Origin of the sequence: Vibrio comitans, from assembly GCA_024346835.1 — a bacterium.
Lineage (GTDB): Bacteria > Pseudomonadota > Gammaproteobacteria > Enterobacterales > Vibrionaceae > Vibrio > Vibrio comitans.
In genome coordinates, this window is sequence record AP024866.1 from 183597 (window position 1) to 207884 (window position 24288).

General features: G+C 44.8%; 21 protein-coding genes. 15 read left to right on the forward strand and 6 right to left on the reverse strand.

Annotation, left to right across the window (positions count from 1 at the left end):
- Window positions 1-45 precede the first annotated feature (45 nt).
- Entirely contained in the window at window positions 46-198 is a 153-nt protein-coding gene (locus tag OCU46_RS00890; protein WP_167495431.1) for a DUF5363 family protein, read from the reverse strand.
- An 89-nt stretch (window positions 199-287) separates the two neighbouring features.
- On the opposite strand from OCU46_RS00890, the gene fieF reads away from it, so the two are divergent.
- Together fieF and pfkA are read left to right on the forward strand one after the other, a co-directional pair.
- Window positions 288-1196: a CDF family cation-efflux transporter FieF gene (gene fieF / locus OCU46_RS00895; RefSeq protein ID WP_141272749.1), complete on the forward strand. Its 909-nt coding sequence runs from the start codon at window positions 288-290 to the stop codon at window positions 1194-1196.
- A 256-nt stretch (window positions 1197-1452) separates the two neighbouring features.
- Window positions 1453-2415, forward strand: coding sequence for a 6-phosphofructokinase (gene pfkA, locus OCU46_RS00900; RefSeq protein ID WP_141272751.1), 963 nt, complete (start codon window positions 1453-1455; stop codon window positions 2413-2415).
- 134 nt (window positions 2416-2549) lie between these two features.
- Here the strand turns inward: pfkA and tpiA are convergent, their stop codons facing one another.
- Window positions 2550-3320, reverse strand: coding sequence for a triose-phosphate isomerase (gene tpiA, locus OCU46_RS00905; protein ID WP_141272753.1), 771 nt, complete (start codon window positions 3318-3320; stop codon window positions 2550-2552).
- 209 nt (window positions 3321-3529) lie between these two features.
- On the opposite strand from tpiA, the gene OCU46_RS00910 reads away from it, so the two are divergent.
- Window positions 3530-3880: a 5-carboxymethyl-2-hydroxymuconate Delta-isomerase gene (locus tag OCU46_RS00910; protein WP_167495432.1), complete on the forward strand. Its 351-nt coding sequence runs from the start codon at window positions 3530-3532 to the stop codon at window positions 3878-3880.
- A 15-nt stretch (window positions 3881-3895) separates the two neighbouring features.
- Window positions 3896-4327, forward strand: a complete 432-nt coding sequence (locus OCU46_RS00915; RefSeq protein ID WP_141272755.1) for a DUF805 domain-containing protein — start codon at window positions 3896-3898, stop codon at window positions 4325-4327.
- Between the two features lie 42 nt (window positions 4328-4369).
- On the opposite strand, the gene glpX is transcribed toward OCU46_RS00915, so the two are convergent.
- Window positions 4370-5377 carry a class II fructose-bisphosphatase gene (gene glpX, locus OCU46_RS00920; RefSeq protein WP_141272757.1) on the reverse strand — a complete coding sequence of 336 codons (1008 nt, stop codon included), beginning with the start codon at window positions 5375-5377 and terminating at the stop codon, window positions 4370-4372.
- 298 nt (window positions 5378-5675) lie between these two features.
- Here glpX and zapB point away from each other — a divergent pair, with 298 nt between their 5' ends.
- Window positions 5676-5918 carry a cell division protein ZapB gene (gene zapB / locus OCU46_RS00925; protein ID WP_017027328.1) on the forward strand — a complete coding sequence of 81 codons (243 nt, stop codon included), beginning with the start codon at window positions 5676-5678 and terminating at the stop codon, window positions 5916-5918.
- 59 nt (window positions 5919-5977) lie between these two features.
- Here zapB and OCU46_RS00930 read toward each other — a convergent pair whose 3' ends face one another.
- A complete protein-coding gene (locus tag OCU46_RS00930) occupies window positions 5978-7138 on the reverse strand; it encodes a murein hydrolase activator EnvC family protein (protein WP_141272758.1) in 1161 nt (386 codons plus the stop codon).
- Between the two features lie 66 nt (window positions 7139-7204).
- The gene (gpmM, locus tag OCU46_RS00935) at window positions 7205-8743 is read right to left on the reverse strand and encodes a 2,3-bisphosphoglycerate-independent phosphoglycerate mutase (RefSeq protein WP_141272760.1); all 1539 of its coding nucleotides are present in this window, start codon (window positions 8741-8743) and stop codon (window positions 7205-7207) included.
- A 356-nt stretch (window positions 8744-9099) separates the two neighbouring features.
- Between gpmM and OCU46_RS00940 the strand changes: the two genes are divergently transcribed.
- The 4 genes from OCU46_RS00940 (at window position 9100) to cysE (ending at window position 12155) form a co-directional block, all read left to right on the forward strand.
- Window positions 9100-9570 (forward strand): rhodanese-like domain-containing protein, encoded by a 471-nt coding sequence (locus OCU46_RS00940; protein ID WP_141272762.1) that lies wholly within the window; start codon window positions 9100-9102, stop codon window positions 9568-9570.
- A gap of 66 nt (window positions 9571-9636) precedes the next feature.
- Entirely contained in the window at window positions 9637-10113 is a 477-nt protein-coding gene (gene secB / locus OCU46_RS00945) for a protein-export chaperone SecB (protein ID WP_141272764.1), read from the forward strand.
- Window positions 10114-10284: 171 nt separating this feature from the next.
- Window positions 10285-11310: an NAD(P)H-dependent glycerol-3-phosphate dehydrogenase gene (gpsA, locus tag OCU46_RS00950; protein WP_141272766.1), complete on the forward strand. Its 1026-nt coding sequence runs from the start codon at window positions 10285-10287 to the stop codon at window positions 11308-11310.
- A 23-nt stretch (window positions 11311-11333) separates the two neighbouring features.
- Complete coding sequence (gene cysE, locus OCU46_RS00955) at window positions 11334-12155, forward strand: serine O-acetyltransferase (RefSeq protein ID WP_141272768.1); 822 nt, start codon at window positions 11334-11336, stop codon at window positions 12153-12155.
- Between the two features lie 34 nt (window positions 12156-12189).
- On the opposite strand, the gene OCU46_RS00960 is transcribed toward cysE, so the two are convergent.
- On the reverse strand, window positions 12190-13545 hold the full coding sequence (locus OCU46_RS00960; RefSeq protein WP_141272770.1) for an MATE family efflux transporter: 1356 nt from the start codon (window positions 13543-13545) through the stop codon (window positions 12190-12192).
- A 492-nt stretch (window positions 13546-14037) separates the two neighbouring features.
- Between OCU46_RS00960 and OCU46_RS00965 the strand changes: the two genes are divergently transcribed.
- The 6 genes from OCU46_RS00965 (at window position 14038) to OCU46_RS00990 (ending at window position 24283) form a co-directional block, all read left to right on the forward strand.
- Window positions 14038-14328, forward strand: coding sequence for a co-chaperone GroES (locus tag OCU46_RS00965; RefSeq protein WP_017027336.1), 291 nt, complete (start codon window positions 14038-14040; stop codon window positions 14326-14328).
- A 55-nt stretch (window positions 14329-14383) separates the two neighbouring features.
- Window positions 14384-16030, forward strand: a complete 1647-nt coding sequence (gene groL, locus OCU46_RS00970; protein WP_141272772.1) for a chaperonin GroEL — start codon at window positions 14384-14386, stop codon at window positions 16028-16030.
- Between the two features lie 373 nt (window positions 16031-16403).
- Window positions 16404-20282 carry a pullulanase-type alpha-1,6-glucosidase gene (gene pulA / locus OCU46_RS00975; protein ID WP_141272774.1) on the forward strand — a complete coding sequence of 1293 codons (3879 nt, stop codon included), beginning with the start codon at window positions 16404-16406 and terminating at the stop codon, window positions 20280-20282.
- Window positions 20283-20401: 119 nt separating this feature from the next.
- Entirely contained in the window at window positions 20402-21838 is a 1437-nt protein-coding gene (locus OCU46_RS00980; RefSeq protein WP_141272776.1) for an ATP-binding cassette domain-containing protein, read from the forward strand.
- A gap of 105 nt (window positions 21839-21943) precedes the next feature.
- Entirely contained in the window at window positions 21944-23527 is a 1584-nt protein-coding gene (locus OCU46_RS00985) for an ABC-F family ATPase (RefSeq protein WP_141272778.1), read from the forward strand.
- A gap of 192 nt (window positions 23528-23719) precedes the next feature.
- The gene (locus OCU46_RS00990; protein WP_141272780.1) at window positions 23720-24283 is read left to right on the forward strand and encodes a VC2662 family protein; all 564 of its coding nucleotides are present in this window, start codon (window positions 23720-23722) and stop codon (window positions 24281-24283) included.
- Window positions 24284-24288 lie beyond the last annotated feature (5 nt).

The window sequence follows — 24288 nt, forward strand, 5'->3', positions numbered from 1 at the left end:
TTGACTGTACAGCAGCAAATCACTTGAGCACAGAAAGCGCGGCCATTACTGGTCGCGCTTTTTGTTATCTTTAGACTCCTCAGAGTGAGTCGGTTCTGAGCGATAGGGTACGCAGCTTCGCTTGTTTTCAGGTGTTAGTCCTAGACTTAAACACCAATCATCGTACCGTTTTAGCATTTTTCGTAACCATTTTTTCATTTGCTAGTCTAGATTCCTCTTTTGTTGCCAAAGCACCCATCGACGATATTTCAGTGTATAATTCGCACAAACCTTTCTCATTGAAGATTATGAAGCAAGAGTATAAGAAATTAGTCACCATCGCTGCGTGGTCAGCCACAATAGTGGCTACTGTTTTACTTATCGTGAAAATTGCAGTGTGGTGGGTCACCGGATCCGTTAGCTTGTTAGCGTCAGTAGTGGATTCATTGCTGGATATTGCCGCCTCCTCTATAAACCTTGTGGTGCTTAAATACGCCCTGCAACCAGCAGATAAAGAACATACCTTTGGGCATGGTAAGGCAGAATCTCTCGCCGCACTGGCTCAATCTATGTTTATTTCCGGTTCGGCTCTGTTCTTAGTTCTTAATGGTATTGACCGTTTCTTCCGTCCTCATGAGATCAACCAACCTGAGCTTGGTATCTATGTCAGCTTGTTTGCCATGGTGGTGACCTTTGGCTTAGTTACGTTCCAAAAGTACGTAGTAAGACAAACCGGCAGTCAGGCTATTGCAGCGGACTCGCTTCATTATCAATCTGATCTCTATATGAATGCTGCCATACTGCTGGCATTGGTATTGAGTATGTATGGTTTAGGACAAGCGGATGCGGTATTTGCAATTGGTATCGGTATCTTCATTCTGTATAGCGCGTTTAAGATGATCGCAGAGGCGGTGCAATCCCTGCTAGATAGGCAGCTTCCAGAATCTGAGCTTGTAGAAATTGAGACAATAGCGACTTCAGTAGAGAGGGTGCACGGCATTCATCAATTGAGAACGCGCTTGTCGGGTCCAACTCGGTTTATTCAGTTGCACTTAGAGCTGGATGATCACCTACCTTTGATTGAAGCTCATCAGATAGCTGATGAAGTTGAAGCACGCTTAATGAGCCACTTTGAAGGGTGTGATGTTTTAATTCATCAGGATCCTGTTTCAGTTATTAACAATGTAGAGCAACACGAGAAGCAACAAGGGTGGTAAGGTGTAAACACTGAATTTTTTAGGAAATTTAGGTAGAATTAACTATCTTGGTTAGGTGAGTGGTTAAACTTTATGATTCTGATTTGAATCAATCTTAACTCTACAGGAAACTGTAATACTCTTACCAAGTTGAAATTTTGTTAGCTTCGTTCACCAGAGTCAAGAAGGGTGACTCGAACGAGGTGACTAGAATTCTTGCCGATGACAAGGCAATTTAAATTAAAAATAAGATCAATCCCAAATATTGAGGGTCAACATGATTAAAAAAATTGGTGTACTAACAAGTGGTGGAGACGCACCTGGTATGAATGCTGCAGTACGCGGGGTAGTACGCACAGCATTGTCAAAAGGTGTTGAGGTATACGGCATTTATGACGGCTACCAAGGTCTCTACGAGAATCGCATTGAAAAACTGAATCGTTCAAGCGTTTCTGATGTGATTAACAAAGGCGGTACCTTCCTAGGTTCAGCGCGTTTCCCTGAGTTCAAAGACGAAACAGTGCGTGCTAAAGCTATTGAGAACCTAAAGGAACATGGTATTGAAGCTCTTGTAGTAGTTGGTGGTGACGGCTCTTATATGGGTGCGAAAAAGCTAACTGAGATGGGTTACCCATGTATCGGTCTTCCTGGCACAATCGATAACGATATTGCAGGTACTGATTACACCATCGGTTACCTAACGGCACTTAACACGGTTATCGATGCGATTGACCGCTTACGTGATACTTCATCTTCTCACCAACGTATCTCTATTGTTGAGATCATGGGTCGCCATTGTGGTGATTTGACTCTAATGTCTGCTATTGCGGGTGGTTGTGAATACATCATCACTCCTGAGCGCCAATGGAGCAAAGAAGAGCTAATTACTAGCATCGAAGAAGGCATCGCTAAAGGTAAGAAGCACGCAATCATTGCTTTGACTGAACTGATGTTTGATGCAAATGATCTAGCAAAAGACATTGAAGCAGCGACAGGTCGCGAGACTCGCGCTACTGTTCTTGGTCATATTCAACGTGGTGGTCGCCCAACGGCATTTGACCGCGTACTGGCTTCTCGCATGGGTAACTATGCCGTTCACCTTCTACTTGAAGGTCACGGTGGTCGCTGTGTGGGTATTCAAAAAGAAGAGTTGGTTCACCACGACATTATCGATGCAATTGAAAACATGCGTCGTCCAGTTCGTGATGACCTATACACTGTTGCTGACGAGTTGTTCTAGGCTCATTCGGTAAATAGTAGTAATCGATAAAACCGTTGCTTTGGTAGCGGTTTTTTTATGTCAGTTAAAAATGAACAGGCACAAAAAAGGCCAGCCTAGGCTGACCTTTCATTCAATATGTCTAACAAGACAAATTAAGCTTTCGCTTCTGCTGCTGCTTTAGCGATAGCTGCAAAGCTTTTCGCGTCAAGAGCCGCGCCGCCAACTAGAGCACCATCGATGTCTGGTTGTGCAAAGTATGCAGCCGCGTTTTCTGGCTTAACAGAACCACCGTACTGAATAACAACGTTCTTAGCGACGTCTTCGTTCTTCTGTGCGATGTGAGCGCGGATTGAAGCGTGGATGCGCTGTGCATCGTCAGCTGTAGCTGCTTTACCAGTACCGATAGCCCAGATTGGTTCGTAAGCGATGATTGCACCGTTTAGAGCTTCTGCACCTAGTAGGTTGATTACTGCGTCGATTTGACGAGCACAAACTGCTTCAGTTTCGCCAGCTTCGTTTTGAGCTTCAGACTCACCGATACAAAGAACAGGAGTTAGGCCGTTTTCTTTTAGGAATGCAAATTTCTTAGCAACAAACTCGTCTGATTCATTGTGGTATTCACGACGCTCAGAGTGACCAATGATGATGTGAGTTGCCCCAAACTCTTTAAGCATAGCTGGAGACATGTCGCCAGTGAAAGCACCTTGGTTGTTCACGTCAGTGTTTTGAGCACCTAGGATGATAGCGCTACCAGCATCAGTAAGAGTGCGCTCAGCTAGGTCGATGAATAGTGCTGGTGGCGCTACTGCCACGTCAACACCCGTTACGCCTTCTAGTTCTGCATTCAGACCAGTTAGCAAGTCAACAACCATCTCTTTGGTGCCGTTGAGTTTCCAGTTACCCATAACTACAGGATGACGCATAAAAATACTCCCTTCTAAATTAGTAAAAAATATACGTTGTAGGTGAAAGAATATAACAGATAAAAACGGTTATATCATGATACGAATCATTTCTTGACCTAGGATGACTGCATAATTATTGGACTAGTGATCTGGCGGGCAAAAAAGCAGATCAACTACTTAAAAAGCTTGTGTCTAGTGTATGGTTTAGTGTTCACGGAGGATGTGTCATGCCCAATTTAGTAATGGAATATACCGATTCCTTAGAAGACAGACTAAACACCCAAGGCTTGCTTCAGGATATGCATCAAGCATTGATTGATAGCGGTTTATTTGAACTAAACTCAGTAAAGTCAAGAACCCTGCGTTGCCATTCATGGCTCATCGGTGATAGTGAGGATCAACACGACTTTATCCATGTGACAGTTGAGTTACTTTCGGGAAGAACAGTGCAGCAGAAACAGGCTTTATCGCAAAGCGTATTCTCAATACTGACAGAGCAAGCAAATTGGGTTGGAAGCGTCACGGTAAATATCAGAGATATGGATAGAGATTGCTTTGCCAAGCACACTACTATTTAGACCCTAGGATTACTCATGGACTTTAAGTTTTTATTATTCTCTTTTGAAGGTCGTATCGGGCGCAAACAATTTTGGATTTGGAACATTTGCTATTACTTGTTCTTATCTATGGTGGCCACCGCAATCGCTCAAGTCTCACCTGGCACCGCGTTATACGCCGTCCCAGTAATGGCGATAATCTTGCTGTATCCCGATTTAGCAGTGACGGCGAAGCGTTGGCATGACCGAAACAAGTCAAACAAGTTTTTATTGTTGAATGTGCCACTGATTATTGGTCGCTCATTAATTCCAATGTCGGCGCAAATGGAAACAGGGGAAGGCATCTCACGAGTTCTATCATTGATTGCTTTGGTATGTGGACTTTGGATATTTGTAGAGTGTGGCTTGCTGAAAGGCAGTGAAAAAGAGAATGATTATGGAGCACCATTTGAAAATGGTGAGGCATAAAAAAACGCAGCTTTAAGCTGCGTTTTTTTATCAAATGAAGACTTAAAGGATGTGTCCTTTGATCTCTTCATCTTTACGCTCAAGATAATGAATCGACTTGATGCGACGGATAGTACGGCAACGACCTCTGATAAGCAGAGTTTCTGTTGTCGCAATATCACCTTGGCGAGTAATACCTTCTAGAAGGTCGCCTTTAGTGATACCGGTTGCTGAGAACACAACGTTGTCGCTGCGCGCCATATCAGACATCTTAAGAATTACATTAGCTTCTACGCCCATTTCAGCACAGCGCTTAAGTTCTTCTTCACCGTGAATGCGGTTTTCTTCGCTATCGCCTTTAACTTCGTGACGAGGAAGTAGGCGACCATGCATGTCACCATCTAGAGCTCGAATTACAGCAGCAGAAACCACACCTTCTGGAGCGCCACCAATGCAGTACATCATGTCTACTTCGCTGTCAGGCATACAGGTTAGGATAGATGCAGCAACGTCACCATCTGGCACAGCGAATACGCGTACGCCCATCGCTTGCATGTCAGCGATAACTTGATCGTGACGAGGTTTAGCTAGAGTCACTACAGTCAATTCTTGTAGCGATTTACCTAGAGCTTTAGCTACGTTGTTTAGGTTGTCTTCCAGCGATACTGCTAAGTCGATTTGACCTTTCGCACCAGGGCCAACAACCAATTTTTCCATGTACATATCAGGTGCTTTTAGGAAGCTACCTTTTTCGCCTGCCGCTAATACAGCCAATGCATTCGATTGGCCCATTGCTGTCATGCGCGTTCCCTCGATAGGGTCAACAGCGATATCTACAGCGTCACCACCAACACCCACGTTTTCACCGATGTATAGCATAGGTGCGTCATCGATCTCACCTTCACCAATAACGATCTCACCGCTAATTTCTGTTTTGTTCAGTAGGCTACGCATAACTTCAACGGCTGCATTATCTGCTGCGTTTTTGTCTCCGCGTCCAAGCCATTTGTAACCAGCTAGGGCTGCGCCTTCTGTTACACGAGAAAATGCCATCGCCAAATCGCGCTTCATATCGACTCCAATCAAGAGGGTTCAAAAAATCGCCGAGATTCTATCATACCTTCACGGTAACGTTTGCTTAATTTGCTCAACTTTAAGCCAGAACCCAGAGGTTTATTGATTTCGTCCCGCATTTACTCGCTGCAAGAGACAAAGATTGCTTTGAGAGTGTCAAAATTTGATTAGGATCGCTCTTTTTTTGCTCACTTGAACCAGAATTAAATTATTAGGTGTGTTTATATACATGTGTGTGGGTAGAATGGTTGGGAAGCCAGTCTTTACATATGGATAACGAATTAGGTAGGCCAAGATGTCTTTAGAAGTATTAGAAAAATTAGAAGCCAAAGTGCAAACAGCAGTAGACACAATCACTCTGCTACAAATGGAAGTTGAAGAACTTAAAGAACAAAAGCAGCAGCTTGCCAATGAAGCCGAGCAGTTACGCAACGAAAAAGTTGAAACTGAACAACGCGCTCACCAAGTTCAAGCAGAGCACGATGCGTGGCAAGAGCGCATTCGCAGCATGCTAGGCAAAATGGAAGAAGTAGAATAAACCCTACCAAGCCATTGCTTATAAAAAACGCCGGCTAATTAGCCGGCGTTTTTTTGTTTCTAGCGAGTCAACCAAGAACGAGGGTTCTGGGTTTGGCTGTTACGCCTCAGCTCGAAATAGACGGAAGAGCGAGATTGTCCTCCAGTATCTCCGGCAAGCGCGATGGTTTCACCCGAGGTGACTTTATCGCCTTCTTTCTTGGTCAGTACTTGGTTGTACCCGTATAGGGTCATATCGCCTTTACCATGATCTAGCAGTAGCACTAAGCCATAACCACGTAAGTAATCTGCAAATACCACGGTGCCGGGATAAACGGCTTTAACAGGTTGCTCGTACTGAGCACTGATCACCATGCCCTTCCAATTGACTTGACCACTTTGCTTGGTGCCATAGTTGTGTAACACCGAACCTTTAACTGGCCAAGGTAGGCGCCCTTTCTGTTTGGCTAATCCATCCATTGGAACTGAATTACGCTTTGCGGCTTTTGCTATCTCAGCTTTCAATCTCGCTTCATTGCGCTTTAGTTCATTGAGATAAGCGCTGTCCCCAGCAATACCACGCTTGATTTTAGCGACCGTTGATTTACGACTGGTTTGTGAAGAACGCTGTTTATTTAATTGCTCTGATTGCTGAGCAAGAAGCGTCTCTATCTGTTGCTGTTCAGCAATCAGCTGCAGGTTTTTTTGCTCTAGCTTAGCGTTAGTTTGTTGCAGCTCAGTGATGACTTCGGCACGTTGTTTTGCCAAGTGCTGATAATACTGGCTAATACGATCTTTTTCTTGAGTGCTTTCATGACTTAGAAAACTCTCAATCTTGGCGTTGGTGTGCATCATGTAATATGACTTAACCAGCTTCTGCAAGGCCGCAGCTTGAGCTTGGGTTTTTTCTAACAGTTCTTGATGTTGCTGATCGTAAGCTTTGAGGTTGGCTTCAGAACGTTTCAATGAAGAGCGTGTTTGCGCTAGATTCTTGCTCGCATTGGCAATAGAAAGCTCATCGCTTTTCAGTTGTTTTTGTAGCTTATCGAGTTCTTTCTGTTGCTGAGAAAGGCTTTTTTGCTGACGAGTTATTTCTCCCTTTACTCCCTTTAGTTCTTCAGTGCTAGCTGAGGCAGGAGTTGAGACAAATATCGAAGATGATAGACATAACAAAACGCCAGCGCACAGGACACTGACGTTTTTTCTATTCAATAGCTTTGGCTTTTGAGGAATTAGATTCATCCTAAATCTTTAATCTTGGCTTTCTTTGCCACAGCATACACCGTGGCAAAGAATTGATAGCAAAGATTATTTCAGATTTACAAGAACCTGACCAGACATCTCCGCTGGGATTTCCATATCTGATAGCTCAAGCATAGTTGGAGCTAGATCAGATAGCTTACCGTTTTCTTTGAACTCTAGGTCTTTACCGCCAACGTAGATAAGAGGAACTGGTAAGTTAGTGTGTGCAGTGTGGATGCCACCTGTTTCAGGGTTAACCATCATTTCTGCGTTACCGTGGTCAGCTGTGATTAGCATTTGGCCATCAACTTCGTTGATTGCGTCAACAACGCGACCTAGACATTCGTCTAGTGCTTCACTTGCTTTAACTGCTGCATCGTAAACGCCAGTGTGGCCAACCATGTCACAGTTAGGGTAGTTACAAACGATAGCGTCGTATTTGCCAGACTTGATAGCTGCAACTAGTTTGTCAGTCAGCTCTGGTGCGCTCATTTCTGGTTGTAGGTCGTAAGTTGCTACTTTAGGAGAAGCCACTAGTTGACGCTCTTCACCGTCAAACTCGCTTTCTTTACCGCCATTGAAGAAGAAAGTAACGTGTGCGTATTTCTCTGTTTCAGAGATACGTAGCTGAGTTTTACCTTCTTTAGATAGCCACTCACCGTATGTGTTCTCTAGAGACGCTGGTGGGAACGCGCAAAGTAGAGGAATGTCTGCTGCGTATTGAGTCAGCATTACAAAGTCTACAGATGGGAATACGTTACGAGCAAAGCCATCAAAATCAGGCACGAAGCTACGAGTGATTTCGCGAGCACGGTCAGCACGGTAGTTCATGAAGATAACTGCATCGCCATCAACGATCGCTGCTGATTCTTCTGAGTCAGTTTTGATTTCAGTTGGTTTAACGAACTCATCGTTTTCGTCACGAGCGTAAGCCGCTTCTAGACCCGCTACAGCATTGTCGAATGTGAACTCTGACTTAGCTTCAGTTAGCAATTCGTAAGCTTCTTGAACGCGATCCCAGTTGTTATCACGGTCCATAGCGTAGTAGCGACCTACTAGAGAAGCTACGCGGCCCTTGCCCAATTTAGCGAATAGCTCTTGGAAGCGTTGTAGAGAACCTTCCGCAGAGCGAGGTGGAGTATCACGTCCGTCTAGGAAGCAATGTAGGTAGATTTTTTCAGCGCCGCGCTCAGCTGCCATTTCTACAGCTGCGTAGATATGGTCTTCGTGGCTGTGAACACCACCTGGAGACATAAGACCCATAATGTGAACAGCGTTACCAGACTTGATAGCCTTGTCCATTGCGTTTGCAAGAGTTTCGTTCTGTTGGAACTCTTTGTCAGCGATAGACTTAGTGATACGAGTAAGGTCTTGATATACAACGCGACCAGCACCGATGTTGGTGTGACCTACTTCAGAGTTACCCATTTGGCCATCTGGTAGACCAACATCCATGCCTGAAGCAGAGATTAGAGTGTTTGGTTGGTTTGCAATTAGACCGTCAAGGATTGGAGTCTTTGCGTTTGCGATTGCGTTGTCTTGTTTATCTTCGCGGTATCCGTAACCGTCAAGGATCACTAGAGCCATAGGCTTCTTAGCTGACATAGTTTGGCCTCGTTTTAATTTTCAGTAGCTTTAATTAGCGTAATTTTACTACAGAATACCCTAATTGAAGCCGTTTAAGATCAAATTAATTTATCGATCTCGGCTTTGAATTGGGCAGTAAGATTGAAATTTATACAATATGAGTAACTAAATTTCAAAAAAGGTTTGGATTTACGATCATTTAGGTTGCATTCAGGTTTAAATATTAGAACCTTTGAGTGAATAGTGCCGTATTCGTGATCTAGGTTTCCTTTTTAAAAAGCGATCACATCAGGCTCTGTCTCGCATCCTGCGCCTGTGATGGTATACTGCGCGTTAAAATTTTCGCTTTATGATTTAAAAAAGAGTATCCGACGATGCAAGAAATTTTCGATTTCGTTCAGCAGAACATGATTCTGTCTGTAGTTTGGGCTGGTCTTATCGTGGCCTTAGTGATGAATATCATCAAGTCTTCTACTGCAGGGTATAAAGAAGTTGATACTCAGGCTATGACGCTACTGATCAACCGTGAGAACGGTGTGGTTGTGGACGTTCGTACCAAGGATGAGTTCAAAAAAGGGCATATTACTGACTCAGTTCACATTTTGCCTTCAGAGATCAAAGACGGTTCTTTTGGAACGCTTGAAAACAAGAAAAGCGACCCAATCATTGTTGTATGTAAGACAGGTCAAACTGCAGTCGACAATGCAAACCTGCTAGCTAAAGCTGGCTTTGAAAAAGTTTTCGTGCTGAAACACGGCTTAACTTCTTGGAGCGATGCAAATCTGCCTCTAGTGCGCGCTAAAAAAGAGCCACGTAAGAAAAAGCAGAAAGCGCTGACTGAATAATGTAATGATTGGATGCGATAATGCGCATCCATCACAGAAATAGACAAATTTTAAGGAATAAAAATAATGACTGATGCAGCAGCAACTCAGGCTCCACAACAGAACTTCACTATCCAACGCATCTTCTTGAAAGACCTTTCTTTCGAAGCGCCAAACTCTCCTACTATGTTTCAAAAAGAGTGGCAGCCAGATGTAAACCTTGACCTAGACACTAAAAGTGCTCAACTAGGTGAAGGCGTATACGAAGTAGTTCTTCGTCTTACTGTGACAGTTAAGAATGCTGACGAAACAGCTTTCCTATGTGAAATTCAACAAGCGGGTATTTTCTCTGCAGAGAAAATGGAGCAAGGTCAACTAGCACATTGCCTAGGCGCATTCTGCCCTAACATCCTATTCCCATACGCTCGTGAAACTATCTCAAGCCTAGTTGTTAAAGGTACGTTCCCTCAACTGAACCTAGCGCCAGTTAACTTTGACGCATTGTTCATGAACTACCTACAGAACCAACAGCAGCAAGAGCAACAACCTCAAGCTGACGCTTAATTAAACGACAAACTCAATCTTGTTTGATTGAATTTATCGGCAAATAAAAGTGCACACTGCATCTAATTAACTGATGCGCTGTGCATTTTTTATTTATACTATCTTTCAAGATCAGTAGTCTTTCTAAGACAAAACTACTAGACCTTCTATAACGCATGAATGGATTGAAATATGGCAGCATCAAATAGTGACCTAAAAGATGTATCAATGACGGTAATTGGTGCAGGTTCTTATGGCACCTCACTTGCGATCTCTCTAGCACGTAATGGTGCGAAGGTCGCCATCTGGGGTCATGAAAAAGAGCACATGCAGCAACTTCAAGCGGACCGAATGAACAAAGAGTTCCTGCCTGACATTCCTTTTCCTGATTCGTTGATTGTTGAGTGCGACCTTGAAAAAGCCGTTGCGGCGAGCCGCGATTTGTTAGTGGTTGTGCCAAGCCATGTGTTTGGTATTGTGCTTGATAGTCTAAAACCTTATTTGAAAACGGATAGCCGTATCTGCTGGGCAACCAAAGGCCTAGAGCCAGAAACAGGCCGTCTATTAAAAGATGTTGCCCAAGACAAGCTAGGCAATGACTATCCATTAGCTGTGCTATCTGGCCCTACTTTTGCTAAAGAGCTTGCTATGGGCATGCCAACTGCTATTGCGGTGGCGTCATCTGATCCAAGTTTCGCCACTGAGCTGCAAGAGAAGATCCACTGTAGTAAATCATTCCGTGTATACGCAAATGATGACTTCATTGGTATGCAACTAGGCGGAGCTGTGAAGAACGTTATTGCTATCGGCGCAGGTATGTCTGATGGTATTGGTTTTGGTGCTAATGCTCGCACAGCATTGATCACGCGTGGTCTTGCTGAAATGACGCGCCTAGGTGCAGCTCTTGGTGCTAAGCCTGAGACCTTTATGGGAATGGCTGGACTGGGTGATTTAGTTCTGACTTGTACCGATAATCAGTCGCGAAATCGTCGTTTTGGACTAGCGTTAGGTAAAGGCCAAGACGTAGATACAGCCCAACAAGAAATTGGTCAGGTTGTAGAGGGCTATCGAAACACTAAAGAAGTGTGGATGCTTGCGGGTCGCGAAGGGGTTGAAATGCCAATTGTTGACCAAATCTATCAAGTTCTTTATCAAGGTAAAGATGCGAGAGAAGCCGCTCAAGATCTACTGGCTCGTGACAAGAAAGCAGAACGATAACGTTAATTACAAAGGATTTTTTGATGGATAAGTGTGAATCTAATTCGGTGTGGGAATGCATCGTTAAAGAGGCTAGAGAGCAAGCTGAACAAGAGCCGATGCTGGCCAGTTTTTATCACGCTACCATCATTAATCACGACAGTTTTGCAGCAGCCCTTAGCTACATCCTTGCCAATAAACTTAAGACAGCATCCATGCCGGCTATGGGTGTTCGTGATGTTATTGAAGAGGCGCTTGCCGCCGATCCTAGCATTACAGATTCAGCCGCCTCCGACATCTGCGCTACCGTAAACCGTGACCCTGCTGTCGCTATGTATTCAGCGCCTTTGCTTTATTTAAAAGGCTATCACGCACTGCAAGGCTATCGCATTGCTAACTGGCTGTGGAAGCAAGGCAGAAAGGCGCTAGCAACGTACCTACAGAATCAGATCTCTGTTGCTTGTCAGGTGGATATTCACCCTGCGGCTAAAATCGGTAAAGCTATCATGCTCGACCATGCGACGGGTATCGTTATCGGCGAGACCGCTGTTGTAGAGGATGATGTCTCTATTTTGCAGGATGTCACCTTAGGGGGGACAGGTAAAGAAAGCGGCGATCGTCACCCGAAAATTCGCGAAGGGGTAATGATTGGTGCTGGTGCCAAAGTATTGGGCAATATTGAAGTAGGCGAGGGTGCCAAGATTGGTTCATGTTCTGTAGTGCTACAACCTGTAGCCCCACATACAACAGTGGCGGGCGTGCCAGCCAAAGTGACCGGTAAGCCTAAATCAGACAAGCCTTCAGAAGATATGGACCAAAACTTTAACGGTCGTTCTCAGAGCTTCATTGGTGGTGATGGTATCTAGCTTTTTGCTTTCCATCGACAAATTACAAATAAGTTCAGCCTACGGTTGAGCTTATTTCGTTTAGAGTGTTACGACGAAGCATAACGGCATACAAGTAGCCCATAATTCCCCCTAATACATTGCCCACAGCCACTCCCACAAATAGCCCGGTAATTCCAAACCATTGGCTACCCAGCCAAGCGCATGGCAAGGTGAAAACGAACAAACGTAAGCAACTCCAGACAAATGCCAGCATAGGCTTGTGCATCGCATTTAAACTGCTCACTAGCAACATGATGATCCCTTGAAATCCGTAGCTAATTGGCACGCAGACCAAGTACAGCCATAACAAGTGACGCACGCTCTCCTCCTGACTAAATAGGCTTGCGAAGGGGACGCTCAGTGGCACCATCATAATAAAGATAAGTAATTGAAATAAGATTGAAAAGCGCATGCACATAAACAGCGCTTTAAAACTGCGCTCATGGTTACTCGCCCCCAGATTCTGTGCCATAAACGGAGTGAGTACGGAGGTAAGCGCCATTAATACGATCAACAGCAGTGACTCTATACGCTGCGCCGCCCCGTACGCCGCCACAGCTGCGGTGCCATGGCTTGCGAGTATCATCATTAAGATAGCGGAACTTAAGGGATTTAATGCGTTAGACAGAGCCGCAGGAGTGCCGATTTGAAGGATGGATTTCCAATCGCTAAGTAACTTGGTCAGCTTAGGCCTAGCAAGCAATTTCACTCGAACAACCAGAAAATAAAACGCACCGATTAATGCCGAAAACCAACTGATACCACTGGCTATGGCAGCTCCTTGGATACCCAGTTCTGGGAACGGGCCAATGCCAAATATCAGTAAGGGGTCTAATACGCCATTGACCACACCTGCGCCAATCATGATCTTGGCGGGAGTCTTAGTATCACCACATGCTCTGATGGCGGCATTGCCACTCATTGGGATAACCAGAAGTGGTACGGTTAGGTACCACACGAACATGTATTGATCTATCAATGGCAACAGCTTGGATTCAGCGCCCAGCAGAGTAAATAGTGGGTCTATAGTCTGCAGTCCGATGAATGACGCGATACTGACAAGAACGATGGCGAGCAATATGCCATGACTCGAAAACCGAGCTGCTTGCTCAGGTTGGTTTTGGCCTAAGAAGCGGCCAACATGAGTCGATAACCCCATACCAATACCCATGGTGATACAGTTCATGGCAAAGGTCACAGGGAAGGTGAAACTGATAGCGGCAAGCGCCTCGGTTCCTAACAGAGATATAAAGAAGGTATCAACGAGGTTGAACATCAAGATAGCAACAATACCCAGCACCATAGGTAGCGTCATTTCGCGCAAAACCTTGTCGATAGGAGCGGTTAAAAGGCCGTGTTTATCTTGCATGGAGACTCTGTCTTTCTGGTTGGGCGTTAAGAATACATTGTTACAAGACATTCAACCAGAGAAGCAAGGTTCGACCTAAGTAATCTTAGGGCCTGTTGACCTTTTGCGATTAAATTTTGCTCGACCAGAAGCCATTTAATCAAGGCAAGTGTCTTGCCGCCTAGTCATCTAAGCAAAAGACGCTCAACGATGAGTAAATGGCTTCTGGCCGAGCCCTGCGGGTAGCGGTTTGTTGGGCATTTCTACGGCGTTAGTCCCTTTTCATGTGGAACCACCACACCTAAAAGTGACTGCCTTGTATAAATACCCAACATATCACTACAAAAATCAACTCAAAAGGTCAAAAGGCCCTAGTGCACACTTATATGAAGTTTTTGTAAAAAACTCACCTCTCACCCTTGGGATCATGGGGTTTGTCCCCAACATATTCTTCACTAGCCAAGAAACGGCATTTTATCATTCGTTGGAAAAACACATTAGGAGAATCAATCGATGAATATTCGTCCATTACATGATCGAGTTATCGTTGAGCGTCAAGAAGTTGAATCAAAATCTGCTGGCGGCATCGTACTAACTGGTTCTGCTGCTGAGAAGTCTACTCGCGGTAAAATCCTAGCTGTCGGTAAGGGTCGCATCCTAGAGAATGGCAGCGTTCAACCTCTAGACGTTCAAGTTGGTGACACAGTGATCTTTGCTGAAGGTTACGGCACTAAGACTGAAAAGATTGATGGCAAAGAAGTGCTTATCATGTCTGAAAACGACATCATGGCGATTGTTGAATAAGTAACCATTATCTGAATCAACAACTATAAAATAGAATTTAGAAAGGAATATAAAAATGGCTGCTAAAGACGTTAAATTTGGTAACGACGCACGAATCAAAATGCTAGAAGGTGTAAACGTTCTAGCTGATGCAGTAAAAGTAACGCTAGGTCCTAAAGGCCGTAACGTAGTTCTAGACAAATCTTTTGGCGCACCAACTATTACTAAAGATGGTGTATCTGTAGCTCGTGAAATTGAACTTGAAGACAAGTTCCAAAACATGGGCGCGCAAATGGTGAAAGAAGTTGCTTCTCAAGCAAACGATGCTGCGGGTGACGGTACAACGACTGCAACAGTATTGGCTCAATCTATCATCACTGAAGGCCTTAAGGCTGTAGCGGCTGGTATGAACCCAATGGATCTTAAGCGCGGTATCGACAAAGCGGTTATCGCAGCTGTTGAAGAGCTAAAAGGTCTATCTCAACCATGCGCTGATACTAAAGCTATCGCTCAGGTAGGTACTATCTCTGCAAACTCTGATGCGACTGTAGGTAACATCATTGCAGAAGCAATGGAAAAAGTAGGCCGTGACGGTGTTATCACTGTTGAAGAAGGTCAGGCTCTACAAGACGAGCTAGACGTTGTTGAAGGTATGCAGTTCGATCGTGGCTACCTATCTCCTTACTTCATCAACAACCAAGAAGCAGGTAGCGTTGATTTAGACAGCCCTTTCATTCTTCTTATCGATAAGAAAGTATCAAACATCCGTGAGCTACTTCCTACTCTAGAAGCCGTTGCTAAGGCATCTCGCCCTCTACTTATCATTGCTGAAGACGTTGAAGGCGAAGCACTAGCAACGCTTGTTGTGAACAACATGCGTGGCATCGTTAAAGTAGCGGCAGTTAAAGCCCCTGGTTTTGGTGACCGTCGTAAAGCTATGCTTCAAGACATCGCTATCCTAACTGGCGGTACTGTGATTTCTGAAGAAATCGGCTTAGACCTAGAGAAAGTAACTCTAGAAGACCTAGGTCAAGCTAAGCGCGTAACTATTACTAAAGAAAACTCAACCATCATCGATGGTGCGGGTGATGAAGTGGCAATCAATGCGCGCGTTACTCAAATTCGTCAACAAGTAGAAGATGCAACTTCTGACTACGATAAAGAAAAACTTCAAGAGCGCGTTGCTAAGCTAGCAGGCGGTGTTGCAGTAATCAAAGTCGGCGCAGCAACTGAAATTGAGATGAAAGAGAAGAAAGATCGCGTAGAAGATGCACTGCAAGCGACTCGCGCAGCAGTTGAAGAAGGTGTAGTTGCAGGTGGTGGTGTTGCACTAATTCGCGTTGCATCTAAGTTGACTGATCTAACGGGTGACAACGAAGAGCAGAACGTAGGTATCCGCGTTGCTCTACGTGCTATGGAATCTCCAATCCGCCAAATCACTAAGAACGCAGGTGACGAAGAGTCTGTAGTTGCGAATAACGTTAAAGCGGGCGAAGGTAGCTACGGCTACAACGCAGCTACTGGTGAGTACGGCGACATGCTAGCGATGGGTATTCTTGATCCAACGAAAGTAACTCGTAGCGCACTTCAGTTCGCAGCTTCTGTAGCAGGTCTAATGATCACCACTGAAGCTATGGTAACTGATAAGCCACAAGCTGATGCTCCAGCAATGCCTGATATGGGCGGTATGGGTGGCATGGGCGGTATGCCTGGCATGATGTAATCACATCAAATACCTAAAAATAGAAAACGAGAGCTTCGGCTCTCGTTTTTTTTTGCTCTAATTTGCAGTAATTATAACGCCTCACTGAACCATACAAAATATCTATGAAAAGGCGTAGTTTAGTGGCGTAGTACTGTTTAATTTGAGGAGTAGAAACTCAGCGTACAAATCATGATCCTGACGCGGTTTTGTAGATATGCAATCCGTGATACTTACTGCATTTATTTCTATCCATTTGTTTATAAAGAACTTTTATACAATCGATCACACTCTGTAGCTATCGATTGTTTCTACTATGTTGCTCGACCAATTGACGAACAGTAGTAAGGAGTCGTCTTCGGTTTACTATTTTTAATAACTAGTGGAAGGGATTATGGAGTTCAAAATAAATACACTCGCTAAGGCAACGATGCCGATGCTAGTGACGTCAATTCTTTTGATGGGGCATGCGCAAACCAACGCTGCTTTTGCCTCTGACTTGTACGTGCCATCAGAAGACGAGGTTGTTGTTTATTACAACCGAGGAACTAGTGATGAGAGTGAGTACCAAGACTGGGGCATGCACCTATGGAATGGTGAAGGCTGTACTAGCACTGATTTAGAGGCAATGGGCATCAACTCAACAGGTACCAGTTGGGATGCTCCTTATCTAGCAGACGGCTTTAACCAAACTTATGGTGCTTACTACATTTTTAAAGTCGACATGAATGCGAGTGACCCTCACGAGTGTATGAACTTCATTTTGCACAAGGGCGATGAAAAAGCCTTTGGTAGCGCAAATCACAAGGCTCAACTGAAACAGCTTGATGATAGCCGCAGTATTTTTGGCTTCCACGGTTCTAGCCAACTTTACTATGAGCCTACTGCTGAACGCCCAATTGCGATTGACGGTCAAAAAGCACATTGGTTAGATAAAGAGACGATTGCTTGGGAGGACGCCGCAAGCGCTGCTCGCGTCGAGCTGAGATTTTCTCCTACCAATGATATCAAGCTAGATGAAGAGAATAACGAGATCACTGGAGGACAGGCTGTTGAGTTAGCTATTACCGGTGGTTTAAGTGCGGAGTTACAACAGCGCTTCCCCCATCTAAGTGGTATGACGGCAACTGAGATTGATGTTACGGATGAAGATTTAGCTCGCACTCTTAAGAGCCAAGTTGTACTGGTCGCTTATGATGATCAAGACAAGGTGATGGCTGCAACTGAAGTGCAAAAAGCGGGCGTCTTGGATGATGTGTTTGTTAATGAAGATGCGGGTAATGCCATTTCCGAAGAACTGGGCGCAATCGTTAATGGTTCAAGAACTGAATTTAAGCTTTGGGCTCCGACAGCGCAAAATGTCACTCTGCATATCTACAATACAGTGAAAAAGCAGACCAAACGTATTCAGTTAGTTGAGAATCCAGAAACGGGTGTTTGGGAGTCTGAAAGAGTCAATGGTGTTGTCGGTAAGTACTACCGCTACGAGGTGACAGTTTACCATCCAACAACCAAACAAATAGAAACAGTAATGGTGACTGACCCATACTCGTTAAGTGTTTCTACTAATTCAGCATACTCGCAGGTCGTCGACCTAAAGAATGATAAAAAACTGAAGCCTAAAGGCTGGGATAACTACGAAAGACCAGAAACACCTGTTGGCGAAGGTGGCCAGTACTTGGATGAATACCATGTCCTATATGAATCACATTTAAGAGACTTTAGCTTTAGCGATACGCAAGGCAATCACAAACTCAATGGCAAATACCTAGCGCTTACAGAAGAAGAGCGTGAGTCAGTAAGTCATCTTAAAGAGCTGCAAGCTGCAGGCTTAACCACGCTACATATCTTACCTGCCTTTGATATTGCTACGGTCAATGAAGCCGAAACCATAGACATTAACGATACTGTGGGTGAGCTTTGTACGGTAAGACCAAGCGCAGTGGTATGTGGAACAGAGGACTCTTCTCAAACCCTAGAGAGTGTTCTGCAAAGCTATGACCCGACAACGGGACAAGCACAGCTATTAATGAATGATCTGCGTGACTTAGACAGTTTCAACTGGGGCTATGACCCGTTCCACTACACGGTGCCAGAAGGCAGCTACGCAACAAATGCTGAGGGTACAGCTCGAATCGTTGAATTCCGCGAGATGGTGAAAGCGACTCACGAGATGGATCTTAAGCTGATCATGGATGTGGTCTACAACCACACCAACGCCTCTGGAACGAATGATAAATCGGTACTAGATAAGATAGTCCCTGGATATTACCACCGCTTGAATGTAAACACCGGTGGCGTAGAAACCTCTACCTGTTGTGACAATACGGCGACTGAAAACCGCATGATGGGTAAGCTGATGATTGATTCATTAGTCACCTGGGCTGAAGACTATAATGTCGATGGCTTCCGCTTTGACTTGATGGGGCATCAGCCAAAGGATCTTATGGTTGAGGCGCTAGAAGAAGTGCGTAAGGTTCGCCCTGATATCTTGTTCTACGGCGAAGGTTGGGACTTTGGTGAGGTATCGAACAACGCTCGCTTTACCCAAGCAACGCAACTGAACATGGCCGGTACGCAAATCGGTACTTTCTCAGATCGTCTGCGTGATGCGGTACGTGGTGGTAGTCCATTTGATGGTGATGGTACGGGTCTGCGTAAAAACCAAGGCTTCGCTAATGCAGCGTATCCCAATGAACGTCGCGACATGAGTGAAGAAGAAACCAATAATTTACTTCACAATCAAGATCTTGTGCGCTTAGGAATGGCAGGTAACTTAGCTGACTATGTCATGGTTGATTACACCGGTGCTACCAAGAACGGTAAAGGTATTGACTACAACGGCGCACCTGCAGGCTACACAGAGTATCCTTCCGAGAATATCTCGTACGTTTCTAAGCATGATAACCAAACCTTCTGGGACAATAATGCTTATAAAACCGCGACCGGAATCAACTCTGATGAGCGTGCTCGGATGCAAACAGTCGGTATTTCTACTGTGATGATGGGGCAAGGTATTCCATTCATCCACATGGGCTCTGAACTGTTGCGCTCTAAGTCAATGCAGCGAGACTCTTATGATTCTGGTGATTGGTTTAACCGAGTGAAGTTTGATGGCTCCGATAACAACTGGAACGTAGGCCTGCCTCGTGAGGACAAAGATGGTGCTAATTGGGCATTAATTTCTGAGATTATTGCAGACACGACCAACGAACCGAATACCCAAGATATTGAATTGGCAAAACAACAGTTCCTTGAGTTGTTGAAGATTCGTAGTTCAAGTGACTTGTTCCGTCTTAACTCAAAACAAGAAGTCATGAAGCGTGTCGACTTCCGCAATGTAGGTGAAGGGCAAACACAAGGCCTCATCGTTATGTCTATTGATGATGGGTTCTATGCAGGTAAAGACCTTGATCCAAATCTTGATGCAGTCGTTGTCATGATCAATGCGACAGCAGAAGACCAAAGCTTTGACGTTGAGGGTGCTGCGGGCTTCCAATTGCATGAGGTTCAGGCTAATTCTGCTGACTACATAGTGAGAGATGCCTCTTTCTCTGCGGGTACCTTCTCTGTACCAGCACTGACAACCGCTGTATTTGTACAACCTCAGTATGGCGCGCAAGGTACAGGCTTACCGGTATCAGAGAAAGACCAAGACCTACCTCCATTTGGCGCATCAACAGTATACATTGCAGGTGCCTTTGGTGAGGCGGTTTGGGATCCTGCTGGTATTGAAGCACCTTATACGACAGGCGGTGTATACAGTGTAAAATTGGGTCTAAGTGCGGATACTGGATACAAGTTCACTCTGGGAGATTGGAACAGTGCGATGGGCTGTGAAGGTCAAGACTGTCCATCTAATTTCACTGAGATTGGCATGTATGAATTTGCGTTAGATGCGAATGACACCTCGAACCCTATGGTTCTTGATGCCAGACTGGTCAAGTCTTATGCGAATAAAGAGTGGTATATCCCTGGCTCAATCTCTGGCGACTGGGATCATTCTGAAGAACGCAAGATGACCTTTGGTGAGCAAGACGGTCTAGTGCTGTTCGTCACAGGAGAATTAGCAGCGGGTGAAGCTTACCAATTTAAGCTTACTTGTGGAGACTGGGGTCAGTGCGAGCATGGGTTTGCCGATGTATCTGCTGATGTAGACTCTCTGCCAATCTTTGATATGGGCGGGAATATCGCGTTCGCTCCAGAGGCAACAGCTTCCTATCAAGTCGCGTTTGACTTCTTACAGAAGAAGGTACTGATTAGTCAGCTATAACCCCAAGTAATGACTTTTGTTGCAAAGCGTCACTTTTTTTGAGTGGCGCTTTTTTTATATCTAGGCATCCACTGGCTTTTCTTGCACACTGTTTTTATTCAGGTAGTTAGGGAAGAGCGATGCGTATAGACAAACTGAAATACAAGCAAGGAATGGCTGAGTTATCTGTATCAGACTGGCAGATTGAGCAGGGTCAACACTGGGGAATATTCTCCTCACAAAGTCAGTGTTCGGCCTTGATTGTGCAGCTTCTCAGTGGAGAATTGCAGCCTACCTCAGGAAGTATTGCTAATGTCCCACAGCGCATTGCGTGCGTATCTTTGTTGCAGCAGCAGCACTTGCTTGAACAAGAGATCGCTAAAGACGAAACCGACTTTCAAGACAGCATCGATTACGGAACGGCGGTAGAGCAGCTTGTTCTTGAAATGGGTTGCTCGGAGGCCGAACTGGAAGAAGTTATACAGCAGACAGATCTAGGCTCACTGCGTCAGCGTCAGTTTCGTCAACTGTCTACCGGCGAAACCAGACGAGTGATGCTTGCAAGGGCTCTAGTGACAAAACCACAACTTCTAATATTGGATGAGCCCTATTCCGGTTTAGATATCGAGCATCGGCTCGCATTGAGTCAATTACTTAATGAATGTGCTAAGCAGATGCAATTAATCGTAATTACTTCTCGAGAAGATGAGTTGCCTGCCTGTATTACTCATGTTGCTTTATTCGATCATCAATCCCTAACGCAAACCATGACCCTAGACGAGTGGCATAACCATCCGATAAAACAGCACATCAAGAAACTCTCGTTGCAAAAGAGCGGTGGGGTGTATGAACTCATGGAGTCCCATCATCAACAGCAGTCTTTACCTGACCCCTTAGTGGACATGAAAGACGTTAAGGTAGAGTACCTTGATGGCTTGATCTTCAAAGACTTCACTTGGCAGGCTAAGGTGGGGCAGCACTGGCAAATACGTGGTCCCAACGGATGCGGAAAGAGCACCTTACTGGGATTGATCATGGGAGACCACCCTCAATGCTATAGCAATGATATTACCGTATTGGGGATGAAGCGAGGTTCGGGCGAGAGTATTTGGGACATAAAGAAGCAGATTGGTATTGTCTCGTCAGCACTGCATTTGCAGTATCGAGTGAATTGCAGCTCTCTTGATGTTTTGCTTTCAGGCTTCTTTGATAGCATTGGTTTGTATGAGCAGCCTAGCAAAAAGCAGATACAAGTGGCCCAGCAGTGGCTTAAAGTACTTGAGATGAGTGAGTTCGAAAAAATAGGTTTTAAGAGTCTCGATTATGGGCAGCAGCGCTTGTTGCTGATCGGCCGATCTTTGATAAAACAGCCTGCATTACTAGTGCTTGATGAACCCTATCAAGGCCTAGACTACATTAACCGAAAGTTGGTTTTGTTCGTATTGAATCGAATCGCTAAAACGAATCTGAGCCAGTTATTGTATGTGACCCATTATGCTGAAGATGCATTAGATGCCATTGAGCACTTTATTGATTTTGAACCTCAGTCAGAAGGTCATCGTTTGGTCATTAGCTAGTCATTAAAGCCGATAAATGTGTGCACTAGGTCAAACTTTACTGGCTATTTTTCCCGCAAACGAGTACCTTTGCGCGGTTAAATATTTAATGCATAAGGGCCTGCTTTGATTTCCACAGCTAATATCACTCAACAATTTGGTGCTAAGCCACTATTTGAAAACATCTCGGTTAAATTTGGCGAAGGTAATCGCTACGGTCTGATCGGAGCAAATGGTTGTGGTAAGTCCACGTTCATGAAGATCTTAAGCGGTGAGCTTGAGCCTTCTGGTGGTAACGTGAGTTACGATCCGAACGAGCGTGTAGCAAAGCTAAATCAGGACCAGTTTGCTTATGAAGAATTTACTGTAATCGATACAGTGATCATGGGCTACAAAGAACTGTGGGCAGTAAAACAAGAGCGTGACCGCATCTACTCAATGGCTGAAATGAGTGAAGAAGATGGCATGAAAGTGGCCGACCTAGAGGTTGAGTTCGCAGAAATGGACGGTTACATGGCGGAAGCTAAAGCGGGCGAGTTGTTGCTTGCTGTAGGTATCCCAGAAGAGCAACACTTCGGCTTGATGAGCGAAGTTGCTCCGGGTTGGAAACTGCGTGTGCTTCTTGCTCAAGTCCTTTTCGCTGACCCGCATATCATGCTTCTTGATGAGCCTACCAACAACTTGGATATGGATACTATCCGTTGGTTGGAAGAGACGCTAAATCAGCGCAACTGCACCATGATCATCATCTCGCACGACCGCCACTTCTTAAACTCTGTATGTACCCATATGGCTGACTTGGATTACGGCGAAATGCGCCTATACCCTGGCAACTACGATGAATACATGACGGCGGCAACACAAGCACGTGAGCGTCTGTTGTCTGATAATGCAAAGAAGAAAGCACAAATTGCTGAGCTTCAAACCTTTGTTTCTCGTTTCTCTGCTAACGCATCTAAAGCGAAGCAAGCGACCTCTCGTGCGAAACAAATCGATAAGATTGAATTGGATGAAGTGAAAGCTTCTAGCCGTCAAAGCCCATTCATTCGTTTTGAGCAATCAAAAGAGTTATTCCGTAATGCATTGGTTGTTGAAAACCTAACTCAAGGCTTTGAAGAAGATCTATATAACAACTTCAACGCTATCTTTGAAGTGGGTGAGCGTGTTGCCATTATTGGTGAGAACGGCGTGGGTAAAACCACACTATTGAATACTCTAGCGGGTTCAATCGCTCCACGTTCTGGTGAGTACAAATGGTCTGAAAATTCGAACATTGGCTACTATGCCCAAGACCATGCCCATGACTTCGAACAAGACCTTAAAGTATTTGACTGGATGGCACAGTGGCGTCAAGAAGGCGACGACGAGCAGGTAGTGCGCAGCTTCCTTGGTCGTATGCTATTTGGTCAAGACGACATTAAGAAGTCTGTTAAAGTACTCTCTGGTGGTGAGCAAGGTCGTATGCTTCTTGGTAAGATCATGATGCATAAACCAAACATCCTACTTATGGATGAACCAACTAACCACATGGATATGGAATCCATTGAGTCATTGAACTTGGCGCTTGAGAACTACAAAGGCACCTTGTTCTTCGTTTCTCATGACCGTGTATTTGTAGACTCTTTGGCAACGCGTATCCTCGAGATTAAAGACGGTAAGATCAACGACTTCCGTGGCACCTATGCTGAGTTCTTGAAAGCTCGCGACTAAAACGAACTGGTTTTCTTATTTAATGAGCCCCTGCAGAAATGCAGGGGCTTTTTTTTAAATTAATGATAAACATACAAAAAATCTATGGTTTGCTTGTTGTTTACCCTCTATGTCTTATGCTTATCGAAGTAGCACCTTTCGGCGACTCAAAGCTAGGGTGTATGTCGGAAAAAATAAGAGATGGATTTTATAATGAAAAAACTATTATCAGTATTAGCAGTGGCAGCAGCAGTGGCATCTCCGGTGGCACTAGCTGAAAGTTCTCCAGTAATGTTTTCTTCGCTCAATGGCTTTAATGCGCCAGATTCAAATGCAGTGGGCGGCGTTCGTCTAGCTGTATTACACGGTAAAGTGCAGCAGGTAAAAGGGGTGGATTTCCCATTGCTTGGCTTATCAGAGACAGATTCAACAACAGGCGTTAACTTTGGTTTGTTCTTGGGGGCGTCAAAAGTAAACCAACAAATGACGGGGGTATCTTTGGGGGTTTTTAACTGGAATATGGGCAATACGACGGGCGTCAATGCCGGTACTGTGAACATCACTAACGATGTGAAAGGTTTGAACCTAGCGGCAGTAAACTACGCAACAGGGCACACAGTTGCTGATGTCGCATTTGCAAGTATTTCAGAAAGCTCAAACTTCCAGCTAGGTTTCTTCAACATGACTGAGAAGATTGACGGTGTGCAGATCGGTATTATCAACTGTGCAAGCAATGGCTTTTTGAAGTGTTTCCCAATCGTTAACTTTGCTAAGTAACTAGG

Coding starts and splice junctions, on each gene's coding strand:
- OCU46_RS00910 (WP_167495432.1), top strand. CDS start 3,530: ATGCCCAATTTAGTAATGGAATATACCGATTCCTTAGAAGACAGACTA.
- pfkA (WP_141272751.1), top strand. CDS start 1,453: ATGATTAAAAAAATTGGTGTACTAACAAGTGGTGGAGACGCACCTGGT.
- groL (WP_141272772.1), top strand. CDS start 14,384: ATGGCTGCTAAAGACGTTAAATTTGGTAACGACGCACGAATCAAAATG.
- tpiA (WP_141272753.1), bottom strand. CDS start 3,320: ATGCGTCATCCTGTAGTTATGGGTAACTGGAAACTCAACGGCACCAAA.
- OCU46_RS00960 (WP_141272770.1), bottom strand. CDS start 13,545: ATGCAAGATAAACACGGCCTTTTAACCGCTCCTATCGACAAGGTTTTG.
- OCU46_RS00965 (WP_017027336.1), top strand. CDS start 14,038: ATGAATATTCGTCCATTACATGATCGAGTTATCGTTGAGCGTCAAGAA.
- cysE (WP_141272768.1), top strand. CDS start 11,334: ATGGATAAGTGTGAATCTAATTCGGTGTGGGAATGCATCGTTAAAGAG.
- gpmM (WP_141272760.1), bottom strand. CDS start 8,743: ATGTCAGCTAAGAAGCCTATGGCTCTAGTGATCCTTGACGGTTACGGA.
- secB (WP_141272764.1), top strand. CDS start 9,637: ATGACTGATGCAGCAGCAACTCAGGCTCCACAACAGAACTTCACTATC.
- OCU46_RS00940 (WP_141272762.1), top strand. CDS start 9,100: ATGCAAGAAATTTTCGATTTCGTTCAGCAGAACATGATTCTGTCTGTA.
- OCU46_RS00890 (WP_167495431.1), bottom strand. CDS start 198: ATGAAAAAATGGTTACGAAAAATGCTAAAACGGTACGATGATTGGTGT.
- fieF (WP_141272749.1), top strand. CDS start 288: ATGAAGCAAGAGTATAAGAAATTAGTCACCATCGCTGCGTGGTCAGCC.
- gpsA (WP_141272766.1), top strand. CDS start 10,285: ATGGCAGCATCAAATAGTGACCTAAAAGATGTATCAATGACGGTAATT.
- OCU46_RS00980 (WP_141272776.1), top strand. CDS start 20,402: ATGCGTATAGACAAACTGAAATACAAGCAAGGAATGGCTGAGTTATCT.
- pulA (WP_141272774.1), top strand. CDS start 16,404: ATGGAGTTCAAAATAAATACACTCGCTAAGGCAACGATGCCGATGCTA.
- zapB (WP_017027328.1), top strand. CDS start 5,676: ATGTCTTTAGAAGTATTAGAAAAATTAGAAGCCAAAGTGCAAACAGCA.
- OCU46_RS00990 (WP_141272780.1), top strand. CDS start 23,720: ATGAAAAAACTATTATCAGTATTAGCAGTGGCAGCAGCAGTGGCATCT.
- glpX (WP_141272757.1), bottom strand. CDS start 5,377: ATGAAGCGCGATTTGGCGATGGCATTTTCTCGTGTAACAGAAGGCGCA.
- OCU46_RS00915 (WP_141272755.1), top strand. CDS start 3,896: ATGGACTTTAAGTTTTTATTATTCTCTTTTGAAGGTCGTATCGGGCGC.
- OCU46_RS00930 (WP_141272758.1), bottom strand. CDS start 7,138: ATGAATCTAATTCCTCAAAAGCCAAAGCTATTGAATAGAAAAAACGTC.